The organism is Phaeobacter sp. CAU 1743 (assembly GCF_039839315.1).
Lineage (GTDB): Bacteria > Pseudomonadota > Alphaproteobacteria > Rhodobacterales > Rhodobacteraceae > Phycobacter > Phycobacter gallaeciensis_A.
The window spans coordinates 1-19,309 of the sequence record NZ_JBDOQR010000075.1; the positions used below are offsets into that span (position 1 = coordinate 1).

Annotated in this window: 22 protein-coding genes, 1 pseudogene and 1 riboswitch; of the genes and pseudogenes, 20 read left to right on the plus strand and 3 right to left on the minus strand. The window is 62.0% G+C overall.

Annotation, left to right across the window (positions count from 1 at the left end):
* Positions 1–138: 138 nt before the first annotated feature.
* Entirely contained in the window at positions 139–684 is a 546-nt protein-coding gene (locus AAFO90_RS20850) for a hypothetical protein (RefSeq protein WP_347510610.1), read from the plus strand.
* A gap of 197 nt (positions 685–881) precedes the next feature.
* Complete coding sequence (locus tag AAFO90_RS20855) at positions 882–1,973, plus strand: Zn-dependent alcohol dehydrogenase (RefSeq protein WP_347510611.1); 1,092 nt, start codon at positions 882–884, stop codon at positions 1,971–1,973.
* A gap of 138 nt (positions 1,974–2,111) precedes the next feature.
* Here AAFO90_RS20855 and AAFO90_RS20860 read toward each other — a convergent pair whose 3' ends face one another.
* The 3 genes from AAFO90_RS20860 to AAFO90_RS20870 form a co-directional block, all read right to left on the minus strand.
* Entirely contained in the window at positions 2,112–3,323 is a 1,212-nt protein-coding gene (locus AAFO90_RS20860; RefSeq protein WP_347510612.1) for an acetyl-CoA C-acetyltransferase, read from the minus strand.
* Between the two features lie 68 nt (positions 3,324–3,391).
* Positions 3,392–3,859: an acyl-CoA dehydrogenase gene (locus AAFO90_RS20865; protein ID WP_347510613.1), complete on the minus strand. Its 468-nt coding sequence runs from the start codon at positions 3,857–3,859 to the stop codon at positions 3,392–3,394.
* 24 nt (positions 3,860–3,883) lie between these two features.
* Entirely contained in the window at positions 3,884–4,816 is a 933-nt protein-coding gene (locus AAFO90_RS20870; RefSeq protein WP_347510614.1) for an AraC family transcriptional regulator, read from the minus strand.
* 132 nt (positions 4,817–4,948) lie between these two features.
* Here AAFO90_RS20870 and AAFO90_RS20875 point away from each other — a divergent pair, with 132 nt between their 5' ends.
* The 18 genes and pseudogenes from AAFO90_RS20875 (at position 4,949) to AAFO90_RS20960 (ending at position 19,207) form a co-directional block, all read left to right on the plus strand.
* Positions 4,949–5,695, plus strand: a complete 747-nt coding sequence (locus AAFO90_RS20875; protein WP_347510615.1) for an SDR family NAD(P)-dependent oxidoreductase — start codon at positions 4,949–4,951, stop codon at positions 5,693–5,695.
* A gap of 109 nt (positions 5,696–5,804) precedes the next feature.
* On the plus strand, positions 5,805–6,089 hold the full coding sequence (locus AAFO90_RS20880) for a hypothetical protein (RefSeq protein ID WP_347510616.1): 285 nt from the start codon (positions 5,805–5,807) through the stop codon (positions 6,087–6,089).
* Positions 6,061–7,086, plus strand: a complete 1,026-nt coding sequence (locus AAFO90_RS20885) for an IS110 family transposase (protein ID WP_347510617.1) — start codon at positions 6,061–6,063, stop codon at positions 7,084–7,086. Before AAFO90_RS20880 ends, AAFO90_RS20885 begins: the two co-directional genes overlap by 29 nt.
* Positions 7,087–7,360: 274 nt before the next feature.
* Entirely contained in the window at positions 7,361–7,699 is a 339-nt protein-coding gene (locus tag AAFO90_RS20890; protein WP_347510618.1) for a hypothetical protein, read from the plus strand.
* A gap of 801 nt (positions 7,700–8,500) precedes the next feature.
* A riboswitch (cobalamin riboswitch) is annotated at positions 8,501–8,714 on the plus strand.
* A 159-nt stretch (positions 8,715–8,873) separates the two neighbouring features.
* Positions 8,874–10,760: a TonB-dependent receptor gene (locus tag AAFO90_RS20895; RefSeq protein ID WP_347510619.1), complete on the plus strand. Its 1,887-nt coding sequence runs from the start codon at positions 8,874–8,876 to the stop codon at positions 10,758–10,760.
* Positions 10,761–10,763: 3 nt separating this feature from the next.
* Entirely contained in the window at positions 10,764–11,603 is an 840-nt protein-coding gene (locus tag AAFO90_RS20900) for an ABC transporter substrate-binding protein (protein WP_347510620.1), read from the plus strand.
* Positions 11,600–12,583 (plus strand): iron ABC transporter permease, encoded by a 984-nt coding sequence (locus tag AAFO90_RS20905; protein ID WP_347510621.1) that lies wholly within the window; start codon positions 11,600–11,602, stop codon positions 12,581–12,583. The genes AAFO90_RS20900 and AAFO90_RS20905 overlap by 4 nt, the downstream gene beginning before the upstream one ends.
* Entirely contained in the window at positions 12,580–13,335 is a 756-nt protein-coding gene (locus AAFO90_RS20910; protein ID WP_347510622.1) for an ABC transporter ATP-binding protein, read from the plus strand. The genes AAFO90_RS20905 and AAFO90_RS20910 overlap by 4 nt, the downstream gene beginning before the upstream one ends.
* Positions 13,335–14,000: an adenosylcobinamide amidohydrolase gene (locus AAFO90_RS20915; RefSeq protein WP_274828174.1), complete on the plus strand. Its 666-nt coding sequence runs from the start codon at positions 13,335–13,337 to the stop codon at positions 13,998–14,000. Before AAFO90_RS20910 ends, AAFO90_RS20915 begins: the two co-directional genes overlap by 1 nt.
* The gene (locus AAFO90_RS20920) at positions 13,993–14,145 is read left to right on the plus strand and encodes a hypothetical protein (RefSeq protein WP_274828175.1); all 153 of its coding nucleotides are present in this window, start codon (positions 13,993–13,995) and stop codon (positions 14,143–14,145) included. Before AAFO90_RS20915 ends, AAFO90_RS20920 begins: the two co-directional genes overlap by 8 nt.
* 11 nt (positions 14,146–14,156) lie before the next feature.
* Positions 14,157–14,798 (plus strand): MotA/TolQ/ExbB proton channel family protein, encoded by a 642-nt coding sequence (locus AAFO90_RS20925; RefSeq protein WP_274828176.1) that lies wholly within the window; start codon positions 14,157–14,159, stop codon positions 14,796–14,798.
* Complete coding sequence (locus AAFO90_RS20930) at positions 14,795–15,175, plus strand: biopolymer transporter ExbD (RefSeq protein WP_347510623.1); 381 nt, start codon at positions 14,795–14,797, stop codon at positions 15,173–15,175. The genes AAFO90_RS20925 and AAFO90_RS20930 overlap by 4 nt, the downstream gene beginning before the upstream one ends.
* A gap of 5 nt (positions 15,176–15,180) precedes the next feature.
* On the plus strand, positions 15,181–15,564 hold the full coding sequence (locus AAFO90_RS20935; protein WP_347510624.1) for a biopolymer transporter ExbD: 384 nt from the start codon (positions 15,181–15,183) through the stop codon (positions 15,562–15,564).
* Positions 15,561–16,412, plus strand: a complete 852-nt coding sequence (locus AAFO90_RS20940; RefSeq protein WP_347510625.1) for an energy transducer TonB — start codon at positions 15,561–15,563, stop codon at positions 16,410–16,412. The genes AAFO90_RS20935 and AAFO90_RS20940 overlap by 4 nt, the downstream gene beginning before the upstream one ends.
* 131 nt (positions 16,413–16,543) lie before the next feature.
* Positions 16,544–17,313: pseudogene (locus AAFO90_RS20945) on the plus strand (integrase core domain-containing protein); the annotation flags it as partial.
* A 32-nt stretch (positions 17,314–17,345) separates the two neighbouring features.
* Entirely contained in the window at positions 17,346–17,573 is a 228-nt protein-coding gene (locus tag AAFO90_RS20950; protein ID WP_347510626.1) for a plasmid partitioning protein RepB C-terminal domain-containing protein, read from the plus strand.
* A 193-nt stretch (positions 17,574–17,766) separates the two neighbouring features.
* Complete coding sequence (locus AAFO90_RS20955) at positions 17,767–19,011, plus strand: hypothetical protein (protein ID WP_347510627.1); 1,245 nt, start codon at positions 17,767–17,769, stop codon at positions 19,009–19,011.
* Positions 19,004–19,207 carry a hypothetical protein gene (locus AAFO90_RS20960; RefSeq protein ID WP_347510628.1) on the plus strand — a complete coding sequence of 68 codons (204 nt, stop codon included), beginning with the start codon at positions 19,004–19,006 and terminating at the stop codon, positions 19,205–19,207. Before AAFO90_RS20955 ends, AAFO90_RS20960 begins: the two co-directional genes overlap by 8 nt.
* Positions 19,208–19,309: the final 102 nt, after the last annotated feature.

Sequence of the window (19,309 nt, forward strand, 5' to 3'; positions counted from 1 at the left end):
GACGGCTGGGAAACCCTCTCTCAGCCCCTCGAACCCATGCCCCTTGACCTCGCAGCCTAAAACACCGACCCTTCACATGCCCGGAGCGCGCCGCCAGGGAATTTCCACAGCATTCGCGACACGACCCTGCTTCTGTGCTTGCCGCTGGTCTCCCTTGGCTGGATGGCGATCCAGCGCTGGCATGAGGGCGCGCTCCCTGCGCTGACCGGCACCGCCCGAGCCACCGTGACCGGGCTGCTCCCCGGGTTGCCCAGCATGCGCTCCGAAATCGGCCTGTTCACAACCTCGGCCTTTCTGGGTGTTCTGGTGCTACCGCTGATCGACACCGATGCCCTTGGTCAGACCATCGTCGCCCTCGGACTTGGCAGCGGTGCGGTTCTGGCGCTGGCGGGCTGGATCGCCTATCTGCTGTCGATGGTGGGCGTCAGCCCGATCATCTCGGTCACCATCCTGGCGGGCACGCTGCCGAACCTGACGCCATTGGCCATCAGCCCGCTCGCGGTTGCGGTTACCATGGTGTCGATCTGGTCCATCGTGGTGAACGTAACGCCGTTTTCGGCCTCAGTCCGCTTGTCGGCGCGCATGATCGATGAAGATCCCGCCCGCGTCGGTCTGCGCTGGAACCTTGCCTATGGTACGCTCTCCATGTCGATCCTGACCGTTGCGTTGCTGGTTTTCGCATAGTCCGTTGCGTCACGTGGTTTAATTAGATTGCTAACAATCACCATGGCACCCTAAAATTTGCGAAAGAGGAGAAGCTTTGCATGTTCCGTTTCGCGGATATCCAGACCAAGACCGCGCGCCACTGCAATCGGCAGCTTCATGTACATACGGAAATCCGCGCTGCCCGCGCATGACACGACAGACCGAAAGGACCTCCCATGACCAAAGTCAAAGCCGCCGTTTGCCACAAGCACGGAGAGCCCCTTGTGATCGAGGAGGTGGAACTGCGCGCACCCGAACTGGGTGAAGTCGAGGTGAAGATTGATGCCGTGGCTGTCTGCCATTCGGACATCTCGCTGTGGCAGGGTGGGTTTGGCGGCGCCGTTCCCGCGGTCTTCGGTCACGAGGCTGCTGGCATCGTCACCGCTGTCGGCGTGGGCGTCAAAGGCTTTGCCGTGGGCGACAGTGTTGCCGTCACGCTGATCCGTTCCTGCGGCACCTGCCCGTCCTGCGGCCAGGGCCACCCCACGGTCTGCGAAGAACCGGGTGATCCGTCCAAGGGGCCGCTCAGCACAACCCAAGGTGACCCGGTCTGGCAAGCGCTTTTCGCCGGTGCCTTTGCCGAAAAGGTGGTCGTGGATCAAAGCCAGATCGTGAAGATCCCTGCAGATATGCCAAAAGACGCCGCATCGCTGATCTCCTGCGGCGTGATCACCGGCGTCGGCGCTGCGATCAATACCGCCGATATCCGCCCCGGCGACGACGTCGTGGTGATCGGCGCGGGCGGCGTCGGCCTCAATGCCATTCAGGGCGCCCGCATCGCCGGGGCCCGCCGCATCATCGCGGTCGACATGAACCCCGCCAAGCTGGAAGACGCCAAGACCTTTGGCGCCACCCATGGCGTGCTGGCCGAAGGCAAACCCTTCAAGGAGGTAAAGGCGCTGCTGGACGGGCGCGGCGCAGATGCGGTGCTGGTAACCGTGGGTGTCGCTGCAGTCTATGATCAGGCGCCCCGTTACCTTGCCCACAATGGCAAGATCGTCATGGTCGGCATGCCGCATTTCGGCTCTAACGCGAGCTATTCGCCGCTTGTGATGGCCGACGCGGGGCAGAAAATCCTCGGCTCTAAAATGGGCGACGTGGTGATCAAGCGCGACATTCCCTGGATCGTCGATCTCTACCAGCAGGGCCGCCTGAAGCTCGACGAGCTGATCACCGGGCGCTGGACGCTGGATCAGGTGAACGAGGCCTTTGCCGACACCATGGCCGGCAACGCGCGGCGCAACGTGATCATGCTGAACAACGACTGACCAACGGGCTGACAGACCCTGCGGCCGTCCCAGTACATCGGGGCGGCCGTTTCTGTCTCCTGCTCCACATACGAAAAAGGGCCGCTCCAGCCAGAGCGGCCCTGTCCGTTTTAAGATCAGGCGCAAAGCGCGGCCCGGTCAGACCTTTTCAAAGATCGCCGCCAGACCCTGACCGCCACCGATGCACATGGTTTCAACCCCATACAGCGCATCGCGGCGGTGCATCTCGCGCAGCAGCCCAGCCATGATCCGTCCGCCGGTCGCACCCACCGGGTGCCCCAGCGAAATGCCCGAGCCATTGACGTTCATTCGCTCAAAATCGCTGTCGGCTAGTTGCCATTCACGGGTGCAGGCCAGAACCTGCGCCGCGAAGGCTTCATTGAGTTCGATCAGGTCGATGTCCTTCAGCGCCATGCCCGCACGGTCCAGCGCCTTGGCCACCGACGGCACCGGGCCGGTGCCCATGACCTCCGGACCGACACCGGCCACGGCCCAGGACTTGATCCGGGCATAGGCCTTGAGCCCCAGTTCCTCCGCGATGGCGCGGGTGGTGATGATCGCCGCCGAGGCGCCGTCGTTCTGACCAGAGGCATTGCCCGCCGTGACCGTCGCCTGACTGTCGATACCGCCCCGGATCGGGCGCAGCTTGGCCATGCTCTCCATCGTGGCCTCGGGGCGCGGATGCTCATCCTTCGAGAAAGTCTCTTCGCCCTTGCGGCTTTTGACGGTCACCGGGATGATTTCATCATCGAACAGCCCGCCGTCCTGCGCCGCCACCGCGCGGCGATGGCTTTCCACCGCAAAGGCATCCTGTTCCTCGCGTCCGATATTGTATTCTTGGCGTAGGTTCTCGGCGGTTTCGAGCATGCCCCCCGGCACCGGGTGGTTGATCCCGCCTGCCGTCACACGTCCCTTCGCCAGCGCATCATCGAACACCATCGCGGTGCCCTTGATGCCCCAGCGACCCTTGGTCGAATAGAAGGGCGCATTCGACATCGACTCGGCGCCGCCCGCGATCACCAGCGAAGACCCTCCAGTCGCCACCTGCATTACTGCGTTGATCACCGCCTGCAAGCCAGAGCCGCAGCGACGGTCGATCTGATAGCCGCCAATGCTGATCGGCAGACCGGCATCCAGCCCCACCACACGGCCCAGCGCCGGCGCATCCATCGACGGGTAGCATTGGGCGAAGATAACCTCGTCCACGCGATCACCCGGCAAGTTGGTACGCGCCAAAAGGCCTTCGATCACCATCCGGCCCAACTCATGGGCGTGCAGGTCGCGGAACTGGCCTCCGAAACGGCCCACCGGCGTGCGGACTGGTTCGCAAATTACGACGTCTTCAAGCATATTCTTTCCTTCCCTGCCGCCTACATGCGGTCTTTTGCGGCCTTCACGATGTTGCGGGCAATGATGATCTACTGGATCTGGCTGGTGCCTTCGTAAATGCGCAGCAACCGCGCGTCACGGTACAGTCTTTCGATGGCGTATTCGGCCATGTAGCCGGCGCCGCCATGCACCTGCACCGCGCGGTCTGCAACCCGGCCCGCCATTTCGGTGCAGAAATATTTGGCACAAGAAGCTTCCAGCGCCGCAGCTCCGGTTTCGTCATACTTGCGCGCCGCATCCCGAACCAGCGCGCGGGCAGCGGCCAGCTCGGCCTGACTGTCGGCCAACAGCCCCTGCACCAGCTGATGTTCGCAGATCGGCACGCCGAATTGCTTGCGTTCGATGGAATAGCCCAGCGCCTCGTCCAGCATCCGCTGCGCGGTGCCCACGGCCATGGACGACACGTGGATGCGACCCCGATCCAGCACCTTCATCGCAGTGCGAAAGCCCTTGCCCTCGTTCTGCGGTCCGCCGACGATATACTCGGCCGGGATCACACTACACCTGTTCTGCGTTGGGCTTCACAGCAGCCCATCGGCTTCCCGGTTGATCTGCCTGAAACGTCGTGGCGTGACGTTCGCCGTAAGTAGGAAATCGCGCTGAAAATGAGCTTGGTCAGCATAGCCGCAACAATAGCCGATTTCAGCGAGGCTGGTGTCCGTTTCAGTAAGGAGCAAGGTTGCCGCCTTCATCCGCGCCTGCCGCAGAACGCTCGAATAACTACGCATTTCCGCTTTCAGGTGACGCTGCATCGAGCGTATGGACAAAGCGAGTATTCCGGCTGCATCGGCTACCTTCCAGGATCGGCCAATATCGCTTGCGATGACGGCAGCCAGCCGATCTGACACCCGTCCGCTTGACGCTAAGGACGCGCAGGATGGCGCATGATCGCTGTGCACGGGTAGTGCCGTCCAGGATATCCGAAAATTCGCGGTGTCCGTCCCCTGTGGCACCACGGCGGAGGTCAAGTCGCCGGGCAGGTACACATGGCCACCAATCTCCAGCTTGCACCCTTTCAGGCCAATATCCACAATGAGGCCCAACAAGAGCCCCGCGATCAGGCAATTCTCTCCGTCTGTTGCCTCAGCAGCCATACTGTATCGGGTACAGGTCCAACTATCCGTACCGGTTTCGATCAGGACGCGATGAGTCGCGTGATGATAGCGTTCCAGACGCATGAACTTCTCAGCCAGAACCCGCGGCGTAGCGGAGTTCCTCAGGACGGAGAGCGCAGGCGTTTCATCGGCAAGGTGCAGAAACTGCCCGACCTGCAAAAGCAACCCGGGCCCCTGACGGTCCATGATACGCTGAACAAGCGCCCTCTTCTGCGCGGCATCTGCCGTCGCGCCCATCATCGGATCCGCGACACATGTGCCATCCAGTAGTGCCCGGTCGTGCTCGGCAATAACGCGCCAAAGCAGCGCCACCAGACCGGCGTAGGCGAATTCTTCCATTGTCGGCTGCCTCTCTGCTGTCCGCCCTTGTCAGCATGATAGCACCTCAAGCTCTGATCTATTGAATAATTACGCCAGTCCTTGTCCTGATAGCTGGCGCAATCCTTCAAGACGCGCGGCAGAGACGAACCGATGCTGATGCCGTTCAATCTGAAAGGGCATCCCATGAACAGAAATCCCAATACCGTCGTCATCACCGGTGCCAGCCGCGGGATCGGCGCCGCGCTAGTCAAAGTCTACGTACAAAAGGGTGCGAAGGTCATCGCCGTATCGCGCAGTACATCCGAGACCGCTGCGCCCGATGTTACGCCCGTGGCCGCCGATCTTTCCACTGAGACCGGCATTGAGCGCGTGATGCGCGCCGTCGCGGCTCTCGGGCGACCGGTGGATGTGTTGATCAACAACGCTGGCATCCAGAATGCGCTCGACCTGAGGTGCGACGTGGATCCAGCACGTATCGACACCGAAATGGCCATCAACCTCACCGCGCCTGTCAAGCTGACTTTGGCGCTGATGCCTTTTCTGCGCAGGCCCGGCGCGACGGTCGTCAACGTGACCTCGCTGGTCTCGCTGCACCCCAAGCCCTCGGCGCCCGTCTACTCGGCCAGCAAGGCAGGCCTGGCCTCCTTCACGCGCGCCCTGCGGCATCAGATGGTCGATCAGGGCATCACTGTGATCGAAGCGGTGCCGCCGCTCGTGGAGACGGACATGACCCGGGGGCGTGGAACCGCAAAGCTTTCGCCCGAGGAAATGGCCGCTGCCATCGAGACTGGCGTCGAGAGGGGCGCCTGCCGCATCGCACCGGAGAAATCGAAGTTCGTTCTCCGGCTGAACCGCGCCCTGCCAAGCCTCGTCGCGCGCGTGCTGTCAAAGGAGTGATCCAACCTCGCCTGTGCATCGGGGTCCCTTTTGGCGCGGTCATTCAATAGGCCGGGCCTGGCCTCTCGTAAACTGAAATCACCAACGCCCCCTGCCGAAAGGAAACATCATGCTGAAAGAGATCGCCACGTCCCTTTGCATCGCCTGTGTCGCTCCGCCTGCGCTGGCGGGCACGACAGAGAGCCTCACCCGCCTCGAAATAGACACCTTTATCGACATTCCGGCATCACCCGAGATGATCTGGGACATTCTAGCCGACGTGGATCGCTATCCCGAATTGATGCGGTGGATGCCCCCTCCTCGAACGGCATCGCGATGTGCCATGGTGGTTTTACGACCGCCACCAGAAGAGAAAGGGAGCACCCATGGACGAAGATATCATCATTGGCGTTGATCTGGCAAAGAACGTTTTCCAACTGCACGGCGCGCGCCGGGACGGACAGGTTGTGTTTCGGAAGAAATTGAGCCGACCACAATTTGCCAAGTTTTGCGCTGAACATCCACGCAGCCTTATCGCCATGGAAGCCTGCGCGACAGCCCATTATTGGGCACGCGAACTGATGTCGTTGGGTCATGAGGTGAGGCTCATTCCACCGATCTACGTCAAGCCATTCGTGAAGCGCCACAAGAATGATGCGGCAGATGCGGAGGCCATCACCGAAGCTGCGCTGCGGCCCAACATGTCCTTTGTTGTGCCAAAATCCGCTGAAACCCAGGCCCTGTCTATGATGATGCGCACACGGGACCAGTTGTTGGAGCAACGCACCGCAACCGTGAACGCCTTGCGCGGCCATCTTGCGGAATTCGGGCTGATTGCGCCTGTTGGGTTGAAGAATGTTGAGCGGCTCCGGGAGCTGATCGATGTCCATCCTGATCTTCCGGAACTGGTCGTGACGATGGCCAAGATGCATTTCAACCGCATCGACCAGCTCTCGGAAGAGGTCAATACGCTCACCGGGCGGATCAAGAGCCATTGCGCCGACAGTCCAGAGGCACGACGGTTGCAAACCATGCCCGGCATCGGGCCGATTGCCGCGATGGTGATCGAAGCGTTTGCGCCAGACATGAAGTGCTTTGAAAAAGGGCGGGACTTCGCGGCTTGGCTTGGTTTGGTCCCCAAACAGCATTCGACGGGAGGCAAAACCCGGCTTGGACAGACCAGTAAAATGGGTCAAAAGGACATTCGCCGCGCGCTGATTATCGGCGCGATGAGCTGCATTGCCGCCGCCGCGCGGCGCGGCAAACGCTGCCATCCTTGGCTACAAGACAAGCTGGACCGCAAACCAAAGATGGTTGCCGCTGTGGCACTCGCCAATAGAATGGCCCGCCAGATTTGGGCGATGATCACCAAAGAACAAGGCTACCAGTCAAGTCAGGAGGTGGCCGCATAAGGTTCTGCCCCGCTTGAACCAAGTGGGTAGATCGCAAGGAATGCTCTGAAATGATGGATGTCGATTGAACAGAACCTGATTGGAAAGCCAGATAGGGGTAGGGCGCTTCCAGCCCGTGGAATCGAATTGGACCCAATCAGCGAACTGACCATCATGGCCCGCGGCGCGTAAGAGCCGCAACCCGAGGCCGAATACACGACCGCAATCAGTCGCTGGAAATCAGATTAGGAAATCCTTGCAAAACCGGGGGCATCCATACAGGAACCCCTATCACGTGCGCATCGATGGAGAGATGCGATTGGGGGAAAAGCTGGTCGTGCATGTTGAAAAACCAAACGGGACCGCCGTGACCGTGCGCCCGCACCTGATGGAATACGAACGCGGCAAGAGCCTGGTTTGGGGCGGCGGACCGTGGGGAGTTTTCCGCGGCATTCACCGTTTTGACCTCGAACCGCTCTCGCCAGGCTGCACCCGGCTTCACCATACCGAGGTTTTCGCGGGTCTGTTCATTTCCTTCGCTGAACTGGATGCGATTGAACCCGGCTACCGGCTGATGAACGGCGCCCTGCGGGAGCGGGTCATGGACCTGCTCGGCAATCGTCAGGAGTGCTGATCAACCTCCTGCGCCCCACGCACCGGACCTTGGCCGCCGCACGGTCGCGCTCTACGGTCGGCCGAGATGTTGCCGGATCTCTGGCTCAGGAAGCCGGTTGGGCCGCCATCCTGAGCATATGGCCAAGTCCTACCGAGAACATCGAGAACTGGTCAAAGCGATGAAAGGTCTGGATACACCAGCGGCGCTGAAAATCCTCAGGGCGTATATGGATCGTAAGGAAAGCTCGTGTTGGAATTCGGTTGCCGAACCCGAGACAGTGAAAAAAGGCCAGAGTTTATCAAGGGTGACACCGCAAGAGTGCGGCCTCAGAAAGCGACCGTAGCCCCAAAAAAATGCAAGCAGCCATCTGCGCACGCCTCAGCGATATTCAGTTGTGAGCTGACGACAGTGGTTCACAGTGTACGCCCGGCGTTCATCCGTTGGCTTCGCTGCCATCGTTCCCCACCCTTCGCGCGCGATAGCGATCAACCAGACAGGGCGAGACGTTCTGGAACAGAAGGTGCGGGGGGCTGCGCATCCAAGCGTCGCGAACCACAGTAAACCGATATCAACATCTGCGGATGGCCCCTTTACCGGTCCACCCGCCAGAGGGATTCGGCAGGCGCCAGAACGGCAGAAGCAGCTGAAGTGTGGAAGACCGTAATTTGAGAAGCCGCGCGGGAAATGTTGAACTGTTGTCTTACCCTCAGAGCCTTAGCACTTGATTCTAGTCAATTGTTGTTGGTGCTCGCCTGCCATCAGCTGACAATCACTACACTGACGGCCTTTTCTTGCGCTTGACAGAGTAAATCCAGTTTGCCTAAGTCCGGCCATTCTGGTCCGGCTGGGAATACCATCCGGGTAAAAGGGAACATGGTAAGGCGTCGGTACAAGACGTCAAAACCATGACTGCCCCCGCAACTGTGAGCGGAGAGCAATGCTGCGATATGCCACTGCCTCAAGAGGAGGTGGGAAGGCGCGGCAAAGCTGCGACCCGCGAGTCAGGAGACCTGCCAGAAGGATCACCCAGTCCGGGTGCGGGGCGCGCCGGGGACAACGGACTTCCGTAGTGGTGGCAATTGAACTGTCTGTGGAAGCACTGCCTTCCAAGGACCGATGATTTGTACATGTTGCCCGCTTATGGGCAGCCACTTTTCCTGCACCGAATGTGCAGGCTGGGAGAACTGAAACGATGCGCAAGGTAAGCTTGTCCCTGGCCGCCACCCTGATGGCCATCCCCCCGGCACTGGCAACCGCCCAGGAGGCGGAGATCATCGATCTGGGCGAACTCATCGTCTCCGGTGGTTTTACCCCTGTCGAGGCGCAGAAATACGGTCGCTCGGTTTCGGTCGTGACCAGCGAAGAGATCGAACAGCGCGGCATCACCACGGTTCAGGATGCACTGCGGTCGGTTCCCGGCCTGATGGTCACCGGTGCAGGTGACAGCTTTACCCAGGTCCGCATCCGTGGCGCCGAAGCCAACCACACGCTGATCCTGATCGACGGCATCGAGGCCTCGGGCGGCGACAGCGACTATATCTTGTCTGGCCTTGATACCGCCAATATCGAGCGGATCGAGGTGCTGCGCGGCCCGCAATCGGTGTTTTATGGCTCCAACGCCTCGGCGGGTGTGATCAACATCATCACCAAGAGTGGCGGCATCGGCACCGAATACGGTGGCAGCGCCGAAGTCGGCTCGGACGGCTACCGGGCCTCGACGCGGGTCTCCTCCCGGACCGAGCGCGGCGGCATCTCGCTCAACCTCGCGCATGATAGTGACGACGGCTACGACTTCTCGGGTAGCGGCGGCGAAAAGGATGGCATCCGCCGCAACACCGCGCAGCTGAAGGGTGACTATCTTGTCACCGAGCGGCTGAAGCTGGGCTTCAACCTGCGGTCCTCGGAGGAGCGTTTCGACAGCGACAGCACCTCCTTCACCGCGGCCGATGCGGCCAGCTATGTGGTGGATGATCCCACCCAGTTCAGCGACCGCGATGAACAGCTGGCGCAGGTCTATGCCGAGCTCGACACGCTGGGCGGACGCCTGAAACATCGCCTGTCTTACGAGCGTACGGATTTTGACCAATCCTACAACGGTGGCGCCCTGACCGAGACAAAGACGGAAGCGGCGAAATACCTGCTGAGCTTTGGCCTTGATGGCCAGACGGTAGATCTGACAGATCACCTGCTGAACGCCATTCTGGAATGGGAAGAGGATTCCAGCCGTTCCAACCCGGCCTTTGCGCGCAAGACCAATTCGATCGCGCTGGAATACCGTGGCAGCTTTGCCAATGGTCTGGATCTGCAACTGGGCGTGCGCCGCGACAACAACAATGCCTTCGAAGATGCCACCAGCTGGAACGCCAGTGCGTCCTATACCTTTGCGGGCAGCGGTGTGCGCCTGCATGGCTCGGCCGGCACCGGTATCGTGAACCCGACCTATTTTGAGCTCTTTGCCAACAGCACCTTTGGTGCCACCACCTATCTGGGCAATCAGAACCTGCAGCCCGAAGAAAACCGCAGCTTTGATCTGGGGGTCGAGGTGCCGTTCCTGCAGGGGCGCGGGCTGGTTGATGTGACCTATTTCGACGAGACGCTGACGGGTGAGATCGAAGCCTATATGGTGAATGCGACCACCTTCTCCTTCCGCAATCAGGCCGGAGACAGCGAGCGCAAAGGTATCGAACTGGCGGCCAGCCTTGAGGCCACGGAAAACCTCGATCTCCGTCTGTCCTACACCTATCTGGATGCCACCAACCCCAATGGTACGGTCGAGGTGCGCCGCCCCGAACACGAACTGCTGCTGAGCGCAACGCTCGACACTTTCAATGGTCGCGGCTCCATCACTGCGGATGTCCGCCATGTGGCAGGCAACTGGGACAGCCAGTTCTTTGGCACCTATGCCACGGCCGAGCTGCCGGATTACACCACCGTCGATGTCTCGGCCCAGTATGAGCTGAACCCGAATGTGGTCCTGACCGGACGTGTCACCAATCTGTTTGACGAGGAATACTCGGACGTCTGGGGCTACGCGAAACGCGGCCGCGCCGCCTATATCGGCGTCCGGGCCTCCTTCTGATCGATGCGCTGGCTGCCCGGCATAGCCCTGGCCCTTTTCTGGGCCGCCACCGGAGCCTTTGCCGGGCCGTCGCGCGTTGTTACGATGAATCTCTGCGTGGATCAGATGGCGATGATGCTGGCCGCGCCTGGACAGCTGATCTCGATTTCCTTCGTCGCCCGGGATCCGCGGGCCTCGGCCATGGCCGAAGAGGCGCAGGCCTATCCGGTCAATCACGGGCTGGCGGAAGAAATCTACCTGCTGAAGCCGGATCTGGTGATCGCTGGCGCATCTTCGGCGCCTGCAACGATGGATATGCTGCGCCGCCTTGGCGTGCCGCTGGCGGAATTCGGGCCAGCCTTTTCGCTGGAGGATGTCCGAACCCGCATCGTTGAGGTAGGTGAGGCGCTGGGCCGTCAGGAGGCCGCGCGCCGGTTGCTGGCGGATTTTGACCAGCAGTTGGAGGTTCTGCGGGCGGATGCCCCGGACAATCGCCCGCGCGCCGCGCTTTATGCGGCCAACGGATATACTGCAGGCCGCCAGACGCTGGCCGGGCAAATCCTGGAGGCGGCAGGTTTTCGCAATATCGCCGATGAACTGGGCTATGCCCATTCCGGCCAGCTGCCGCTGGAGCTGCTGGTGCTGTCAGAGCCGGATCTGCTGGTCGGCACAACCGCCTATCCGCGCAATTCCCGCAGCGAGGAAATCCTGAAACATCCGCTGGTGCGCATGCTGGCCGGACGCAGCGGCGCCGGGGAAATCCGCAATGCCGACTGGATCTGCCCGACACCGCATGTGTTGCGCGCGGTAGAGACACTGGCGGCAGAGCGCCGCGCCTTCATGGAACGTGAGGCCCGCCAATGACCCGGCTCATGGTGTGCCTCTCGGCGGCGGTGCTGGCACTGTTCCTGATCTCCCTAACGGTGGGGCCTGCAGATGTCGGTGTGGGCGAGAGCCTGGCGGCCCTGTTTGACGATGGCTATGGACCTCTCAGTCTGGTGATGCGTGAAATCCGGCTGCCGCGGGCAATCCTTGCCGCCGTGATCGGCGCCGGGCTGGGGCTGGCGGGCGCGGCGATGCAAGGCTACCTGCGCAACCCGCTGGCCGAGCCGGGGCTGATCGGTGTGTCCTCCTCGGCGGCGCTGGGGGCGGTATTGGCAATCAACACCGGCCTCGCTGCCACCGCCACGCTGGGCCTGCCGCTGTCGGCGCTCGCTGGCGCTCTGGGCGGTGTGTTTCTGGTGATGGCGCTGGCCGGGCAGCATGGGGGATCACTGACGCTGATCCTCGCGGGTATCGCCATTTCGGCAATGGCAGGGGCGCTGACCTCGCTGGTTCTGAACCTCTCGCCCAATCCCTTTGCTGCTAATGAGATCGTCTTCTGGATGATGGGGTCGCTATCGGACCGCTCGATGCAGCATGTCTGGTTGGCGCTGCCCTTTGTTCTGGCCGGGATGGTGATCCTGCTGCCGCTGGGGCGCGGGCTGGATGCGCTGACTCTGGGCGAGGATGCTGCCCAGACCATGGGCGTGAACCTGAGGCAGCTGCGTTGGCTTCTGGTCGTCGGCACTGCAAGCATTGCCGGTGGCACCACAGCGGTTGCGGGCGCCATCGGCTTTGTCGGGCTTGTGGTGCCGCATATTCTGCGTCCGTTCGTCGACGGGCAGCCCTCGCGGCTGCTTTGGGCCTCGGCCCTTGGCGGCGCCATCATGTTGCAACTGGCGGATATTGCCGTGCGGCTGATCTTGCCCACCCGCGATCTCAAGCTGGGCGTGGTCACCGCGCTGGTTGGCGCACCCCTGTTCCTACACTTGATCTACAAGACGCGAAAGGGGCTGGCATGAGCGTGCTTTCGGCCCAGAACCTTTCTGTGACCCTGCGCGACCGTCCGGTGCTGCGCGATGTGTCCTTTGAGATCGACAAGGGTGAGTTCGTCGGCCTGCTGGGTCCGAATGGCGCTGGGAAAACCAGCCTGATGCGGGCCGCGCTGGGGCTGATCCCGGCGGCGGGCAGCAGTTCGCTGGCCACAATGAACGCCTCTGAAAGAGCCCACACAGTGGCCTGGATGCCGCAATCGCGCGAGATCGCCTGGCCGATCCCGGTGGAGCGACTGGTGGCGCTGGGCCGTCTGCCGCATTTGCCGCAGGGGCGGCGACTGCCAGCCGCCGATCAGGCCCTAGTGGATCAGGCAATCTCTCGCATGGGACTGGACTCGTTCCGCAAGCGGGCCGCCTCGCGCCTGTCGGGCGGCGAGCAGGCCCGCGCATTGATCGCCCGGGCGCTGGCCCAGGATACGCCGCTTTTGATGGCGGATGAGCCCTCCGCCGGGCTGGATCCCTCGCATCAGATCTCCACCATGGAGGTCTTTGCCAGCCTCGCCGCCGAAGGGCGCGCGGCGCTGGTGTCCCTGCACGATCTGGGACTGGCTGCCCGTCACTGTACGCGGCTGATCCTGCTGGCTGAGGGCGGTATCATGGCCGATGGCCCTCCCGCCGAGGTGCTGACGCCCGATCTGATGGCGCGCGCCTTTGGCATCTCGGTCTGGCACGAGACCACAGCGCAGGGCCCGATATTTCAGCCGCTGGAGGTGCTGTGATGGGCGCGGTCACCCTGCAACGCCCATGGATCGAGTTTGATCTCGGCGCGGAGATGCAGGTGCTGAGCTGGGCGGTGAACCGGCCCGGATTTGTCACCGCTCGCCGCATCCTGTGGCGCGAGGTCAGGAACAGCGACCTGCCGCGCGATCTGGATGTCACCGAATGGTTCGCGGACGAATTGGAACAGCGCGGCGGCAGCGACGCGGTCGCTTTCCTGACCTCGCGTGATGTGCGGCACTATTGCGAATCCTTGGCCACGGTCGAGGGGATCTCGGCCCATGCGGTGGCCACCGTCGGCTTGTCAAACGGGGAACGGATCGGCAGCCGGGTGGATTACTCCCGCCGCGACTGGGGCACCATCAATGTCGCCCTGCGCCTTTCCGAAGGGCTGACGCAGGCCGGGCTGATTGAGGCGCTGAGCATCGTGGTTCAGGCCCGCACCGCAGCCGTGATGGAAGCAGGGTTTGAGCTGCCGGGCGGCGGTGGAACCGCAACGGGCACCGGCACCGACTGCGTCGCGGTTGCTGCACCTGCCGGGGCAAATCCCTATGCCGGGCTGCACACCGCCACCGGCGAAGCCATCGGAAAAGCCGTCTACAAGGCCGTCCACACTGGCGCGCTGGAGTGGAAGGTATCCAACGCCCGGAGGGCGGTCGATGCCTGAGCGAGTGCAGGTGCAGGCAGCGGCGTTGACGCGGGCGGGCCGCGCCTGCACCATCTGGCCGGGTCACGACCGTCCGGCAGACTTCCATTCGGCGCGTTTTGACCGCGGCGCTGAGCAAACCACCCCGGGACTTCCGGGCCACTGACGGAGGCTGCTATGTCCTTTGCCCCTCTTTTCGATTTCATGGCCCGCGGCGGTCCCGCCCTCTGGGTCATTGGCGCGCTGTCGGTTCTGACCCTCGCCCTGTTTCTGTGGCGCCTGATCGGGTTGGCACAGGTCGGGATCTGGCGCAGGCCGCAATCCGAAATATGGTTGGATCAATGGCGGGCCGGAGGGGCGGTGCCTATTGCACCCGGGCGCACGCCGCTGGACCGGGTCACCCGGTCTGCAATGGTGGCTCTGCTGACGCCCGAGTTCAGTCCCGAAACCGCGGAAAAGGAAACCACCCGCATCGCCAAGGCCGAGCTGGCCGCTTTGCGTCATGGTCTGCGCCCGCTGGAACTGATCGCGGCGATTGCGCCGCTGGTCGGCCTCTTGGGGACCGTGCTGGGCATGATCGGCGCCTTTCAGGCCCTGCAGGAAAGCGGCAGCGGCGCGGATCCTTCCGTGCTCGCTGGCGGCATCTGGGAGGCGCTGCTGACCACGGCTGCGGGCATGGCCGTGGCGATCCCGGCCTCGGCGCTGGCCTCCTGGATCGAAGGACTGGCCGAGCGTGAACAGGCCCGGATGGAGGATGCCGCCACCCGCGTCTTCACCGCAGCCGCTGCCCGACCGGCACAACGTCAGGCCGCGCAATGACACTGGCCTTCGGAGCACCGCGCCGGAAAAAGCGCATCAGCCTCGCGCCGATGATCGACGTGGTGTTCCTGCTGTTAGTGTTCTTCATGCTGGCCTCGCAATTCGGCCGCGACCGGGTGGTTCCGCTCACTATGGGCGGGGCAGGAGCCGCCTATCAGGGGCCGCCCCGGCTAGTGCTGGTCACAGCGGACGGGCTGCATCTGAACGGAGTTCCGGTCGCAGCTGATGCCTTGGCGGCGCGGCTGATCCCGCTGACGCAGGAGATGTCGGACGCCATCATACTGCAACCGGACAAAACAGCGTCGCTCCAGCAGATGATGGATGCTGCGGTGCTTCTGACCGATGCAGGCTTTACCGGCCTTGTGGTCATGGAGTGAGCGGCATGGATTTCTCCACACCGAAAAAGCGCGAGACAGGTGAGCCGATCCTGCCGATGATCAACGTGGTCTTCCTGCTGCTGATCTTTTTCCTCCTGTCCTCGCAAATCGCCCCGCGCGCGCCCTTTGCGGTGGTGCCACCGAAACTCGAAAGCGGGGAACCCTCGGCGCCCGAGGCCGTGCTGTTCATGGCCGCCGATGGCCGTCTGCATTTTGCGGGCGCGCAGGATGAGGGCGCCATCGCTGCGGTGACGGCGCAGGCCGGGCAGATCGGGGTGCTGACCCTGCGGGCGGATGCCGAGGTTCCGGCGCATGAAGTCGCGGCGCTGATCGCCCGGCTCAGGGCGGCGGGCATCGCATCGGTGACATTGACCGGAACCGGATCATGAGCCGTATCGCGCTCTTTCCGGCATGCGTTGCCTCGGCGGCGCTTTTGCACGCGCTGCCCTTTGTGGCGCTTCCGGATGGCGGCACAGAGGCAGAGGGCAGCGGCGGCACCGGTCAGATCACGCTGGTGGCGGCATCGGCTGAGCTGGCCCAGCAGGTGTCCAAATGGCGGCGCCCGCAGGAGATCACCACTCAGATGTCTGCCGTAGTGCAGCCCGCTCCGATCGCCAATCCGCAGCCCGTCCCGTCTGCCAGCCCGTCCTCTGTGCCGGACCTTCCAACCTCCGCTCTGGCCGTGCTGGCCCCGGCGGCACAGGCAGAGGCCGCACCCGAAAAACCCGCATCCCCACCGCCGCCGCCTGCTCCCCCACCGCCTGCGCCTCCGCCAGTTGCTCCGGCACCGCCTGCGCCAGCCCCGCCGCCCGAACAGGCGCCAGCAGCTGAGGCTCCGGCAGAGGCAAAACCGGCAGCGGCCTCGGTGGCCGTGAACCAGCAGGCAGCAGGCAGCGGCCAGCGCAGCGCCCGTGGTGACAATGGGGGCGACGAAGCCAGCACCGGAAACGCTGCCCGGGATGCCAAGCTGAAACGCCGCTGGGGCGCGGCCATCCTGTCCCGGATTGAACGCCAGATGCGGCGCCCGCGTGGCGACGATCAGGGCAAAGCCCGGGTGCGCCTGAAAGTTTCGACCCAAGGACGGCTGATCGGGGCCTCTGTCGTGCGCAGTTCCGGCAGCAAGACTCTGGACCAGATCGCACTGCAGGCCGCGCAGAAAACAAGGTATCCACGCGCCCCAAAAGCCCTTGTTCAAGGACATTATACGTTCGAATTTACGCCCCGTTTCACAAAGTGAGCTACTCCCCGAAATTCGGACACTGACACAAGCTACGATTTTCAGTCTGCTGATCTTCGACGAAAAGGAGATCAGAGATGTCGAAACGCCAGCAGCACGCGCCTGAGTTCAAGGCGAAGGTCGCACTGGAAGCCCTGGGGCGGGAAGTGAGGCGCGGCATGATCGAGCCTGACCACCCGGAACTGTCCATCGGGCGACAGTGCAAGCTGCTGTCGATCGCGCGCTCGTTTTTCTATTTCACGCCGAAGGGCGAGACCGAGCAAAATCTCGACCTGATGCGTCAGATCGACGAGCAGTTTTTGGAGAGGCCGTTTTTCGGTGTCCGCCAGCCTCTCGGGACATTGCGGCGCAATGCCCTGTCGGCCAGTGGATGACCTGGCGCCTGCGCAATGGCGGTCACTTGGTGAGCGAGATTCGTATCCGGCGGCTGATGCGCCTGATGGGGCTCATGCCGATTTACCAGAAACCCATCACGAGCAGGCCGGCGAAGGGCCACCAGACATATCCATACCTGCTCAGGGCTCTGCGCGTGGAACGTTCGAACCAGGTCTGGTGCTCGGATATCACCTACCTGCCCATGCGGCGCGGGTTCCTCTACCTCGTGGCGTTAATGGACTGGCACACCCGCAAGGTTCTGTCCTGGCGGATCTCGATGGATGGGAAAGGTCGGTTCCTCGACAATATCTTCATCGAGCGGCTATGGCGAACCCTGAAATACGAATGCGTCTACCTGCATGCCTGGGAGACCGGATCGGAGACGAAAGCGGCCATCCGGAAATGGATGACCTTCTATAACCACCAGCGCCCTCATTCAGCCCTGGGCGGTCAGCCTCCGGCGCTGGTCTATTGGCAAAGAGATGATATCAACCAACCCGATCAGCAGGTGCAACGAGTAGCTTAAATTACGCCTGATTTTGTCCAAAGATTGAGGCCATGGCCCGCATGGAGCGCGAGCTGGCCCGGCTGCAGGAAGGGATCACTTCGATCCAAGACTCCTACGGCCAGGACCACCTGCAGCTGACCGTCATCAAGGGGTATCTGGCAAAGCTGCTCGGGAACGCCAGGATCGTCCGGTATCTGATGCAGCATCGGCCGGAGTTTCTGACAGAATTTCAAGCGATCACCGAGATGACCTCCGCTCCACCAACCGAGTTGGAATAGCCAAAGCTGCCAGAGCTGATGGGGACCCGGACCCGACAAGCGCGGGGACCGCAGGAGACGCCGGACAGTGGGCCGGATCGAGCGCGGCGGTGGGGATGGCGGCGAACCCGCTCGGAGCCCACCAGGTCGGCTGAGGTTTCGCCGACCGCGCGACCACGCATGTGGTTGCGACATTTGCAGGCGTGCCGAGGGTTTGCGATACCTCGACCGGGCACTGTCAGAAGACGACTTCATCGCAGAAGGCGTCACCCACGTACTAGACGCAGCCCGGCAAGGTGCCAGCCTACTGCCTAAAGTCGTGAACGATGGGCTGCAGGGCATGTCTGCAGCCGCTATCCAAGCACGGATCCTGAACGACGTGTTCGGCTGGCAGAACGGCGACGTACCGTTATTTCGTGTCTTGAAGACATCACCAGGGGAAATGGGCCTTGGTCTCCGCCGAGGGGACAAGGTCCACTATTATGGCGTGGTGAACGTCGGCGACGTGAAGGGCCTGAAAAATGGGCTGGAAGCCGCGTCGCTTGAAATCGAAGACGACGCTTTCACTCCGTCGCTGTTCGCGGACTTGGAACTTGCCAACTCTAGCGTGAACCTCTTGATCGGTTCGCGGCGCTTCGCAGAGGGCTGGGACAACTATCGTGCCTCGAGCTTGACCCTTCTTCGTCTTGGTCAGAACGAAGGTTCACTCATCATCCAGATGTTCGGGCGTGTCGTCAGATTTGCTGGCACGAATGGCAACGGTAAGCGCCTGCGCGATGTCAAAGGTGACTTGGCTGCACTGCAGACGGCCTTCGTGTTTGGCTTGAAGTCCCGGTATCTGCAGACCTTCCTTGCGGGGCTGTTTGAGAACGGAATCGGCGAAAAAACTCGGACTGACTGCGACGTCCGAGACTGGCTTCCAGAAACACCTGCTCTGCTTTCCATCAGGGCCGTTAGCCCGAAACAAGACACATTCCTCGTCGATTTACGCGATGCTGAATGGCTACGTTCAGTGAACAAGGTCGTTGTGTCATACGCAGCCGGAGTCGCCACCGCACGCATCGGGCGAGATGGTTTGGACGAAAATGCCGCCCGCGTGGGCGGGGATGTCACTGCGGCGTTCAAGCAGATCGTTCACCTCCTCGACATGGACTCGATCTATTCAGACCTCGTCCAATGGAAAGCTATTGGAAAGCGGTGGAACATCCAGTTTGACCGGGCTTCGGCTAGCACTGCCCTTCAATTAGGTCCGTATGAAATTTGGGCACTGCCGGGTTTCTGCAGCATTCAAAGCGGGCAAGATATACAGCGCCTTCAAATCGCGGCTAGTACAGTAGCGAGGAAATTATTCGAAAGCGCCTATCGCAAGACCGAAGCCAAGCACAGCAGTTACGAGATCATTGGCGCTTCAGACAGCGGCATTCCAAGCCAGTATTTCAAGGAAATTAATAATGCCTGAAAAATCCCAACCGAATTTGTTCGGTGAACGTGTGCTGTGCCCTGACGTGCAGAATCTGCCTTTAATTGTCAGTGCAACCAGCAATCACTGCGAGGTTCTCGCACCGGGAAGTGTGTACCAACCTCTTCTTCTGGACCAGCAGGGTTCGGGCGTCGTTTCTGGCCCCGGAGCTTTAAAGCGTTTCCAGTTTATGTAGAAGCATACCCGGCCTCGCAAAAGTAGTTCCAGCATTCCTGAGGTGTGTAGAGATCACAGATTTCGTTGAGGGCTTCGAACAGTCCAGTGAATGACCGCGCTC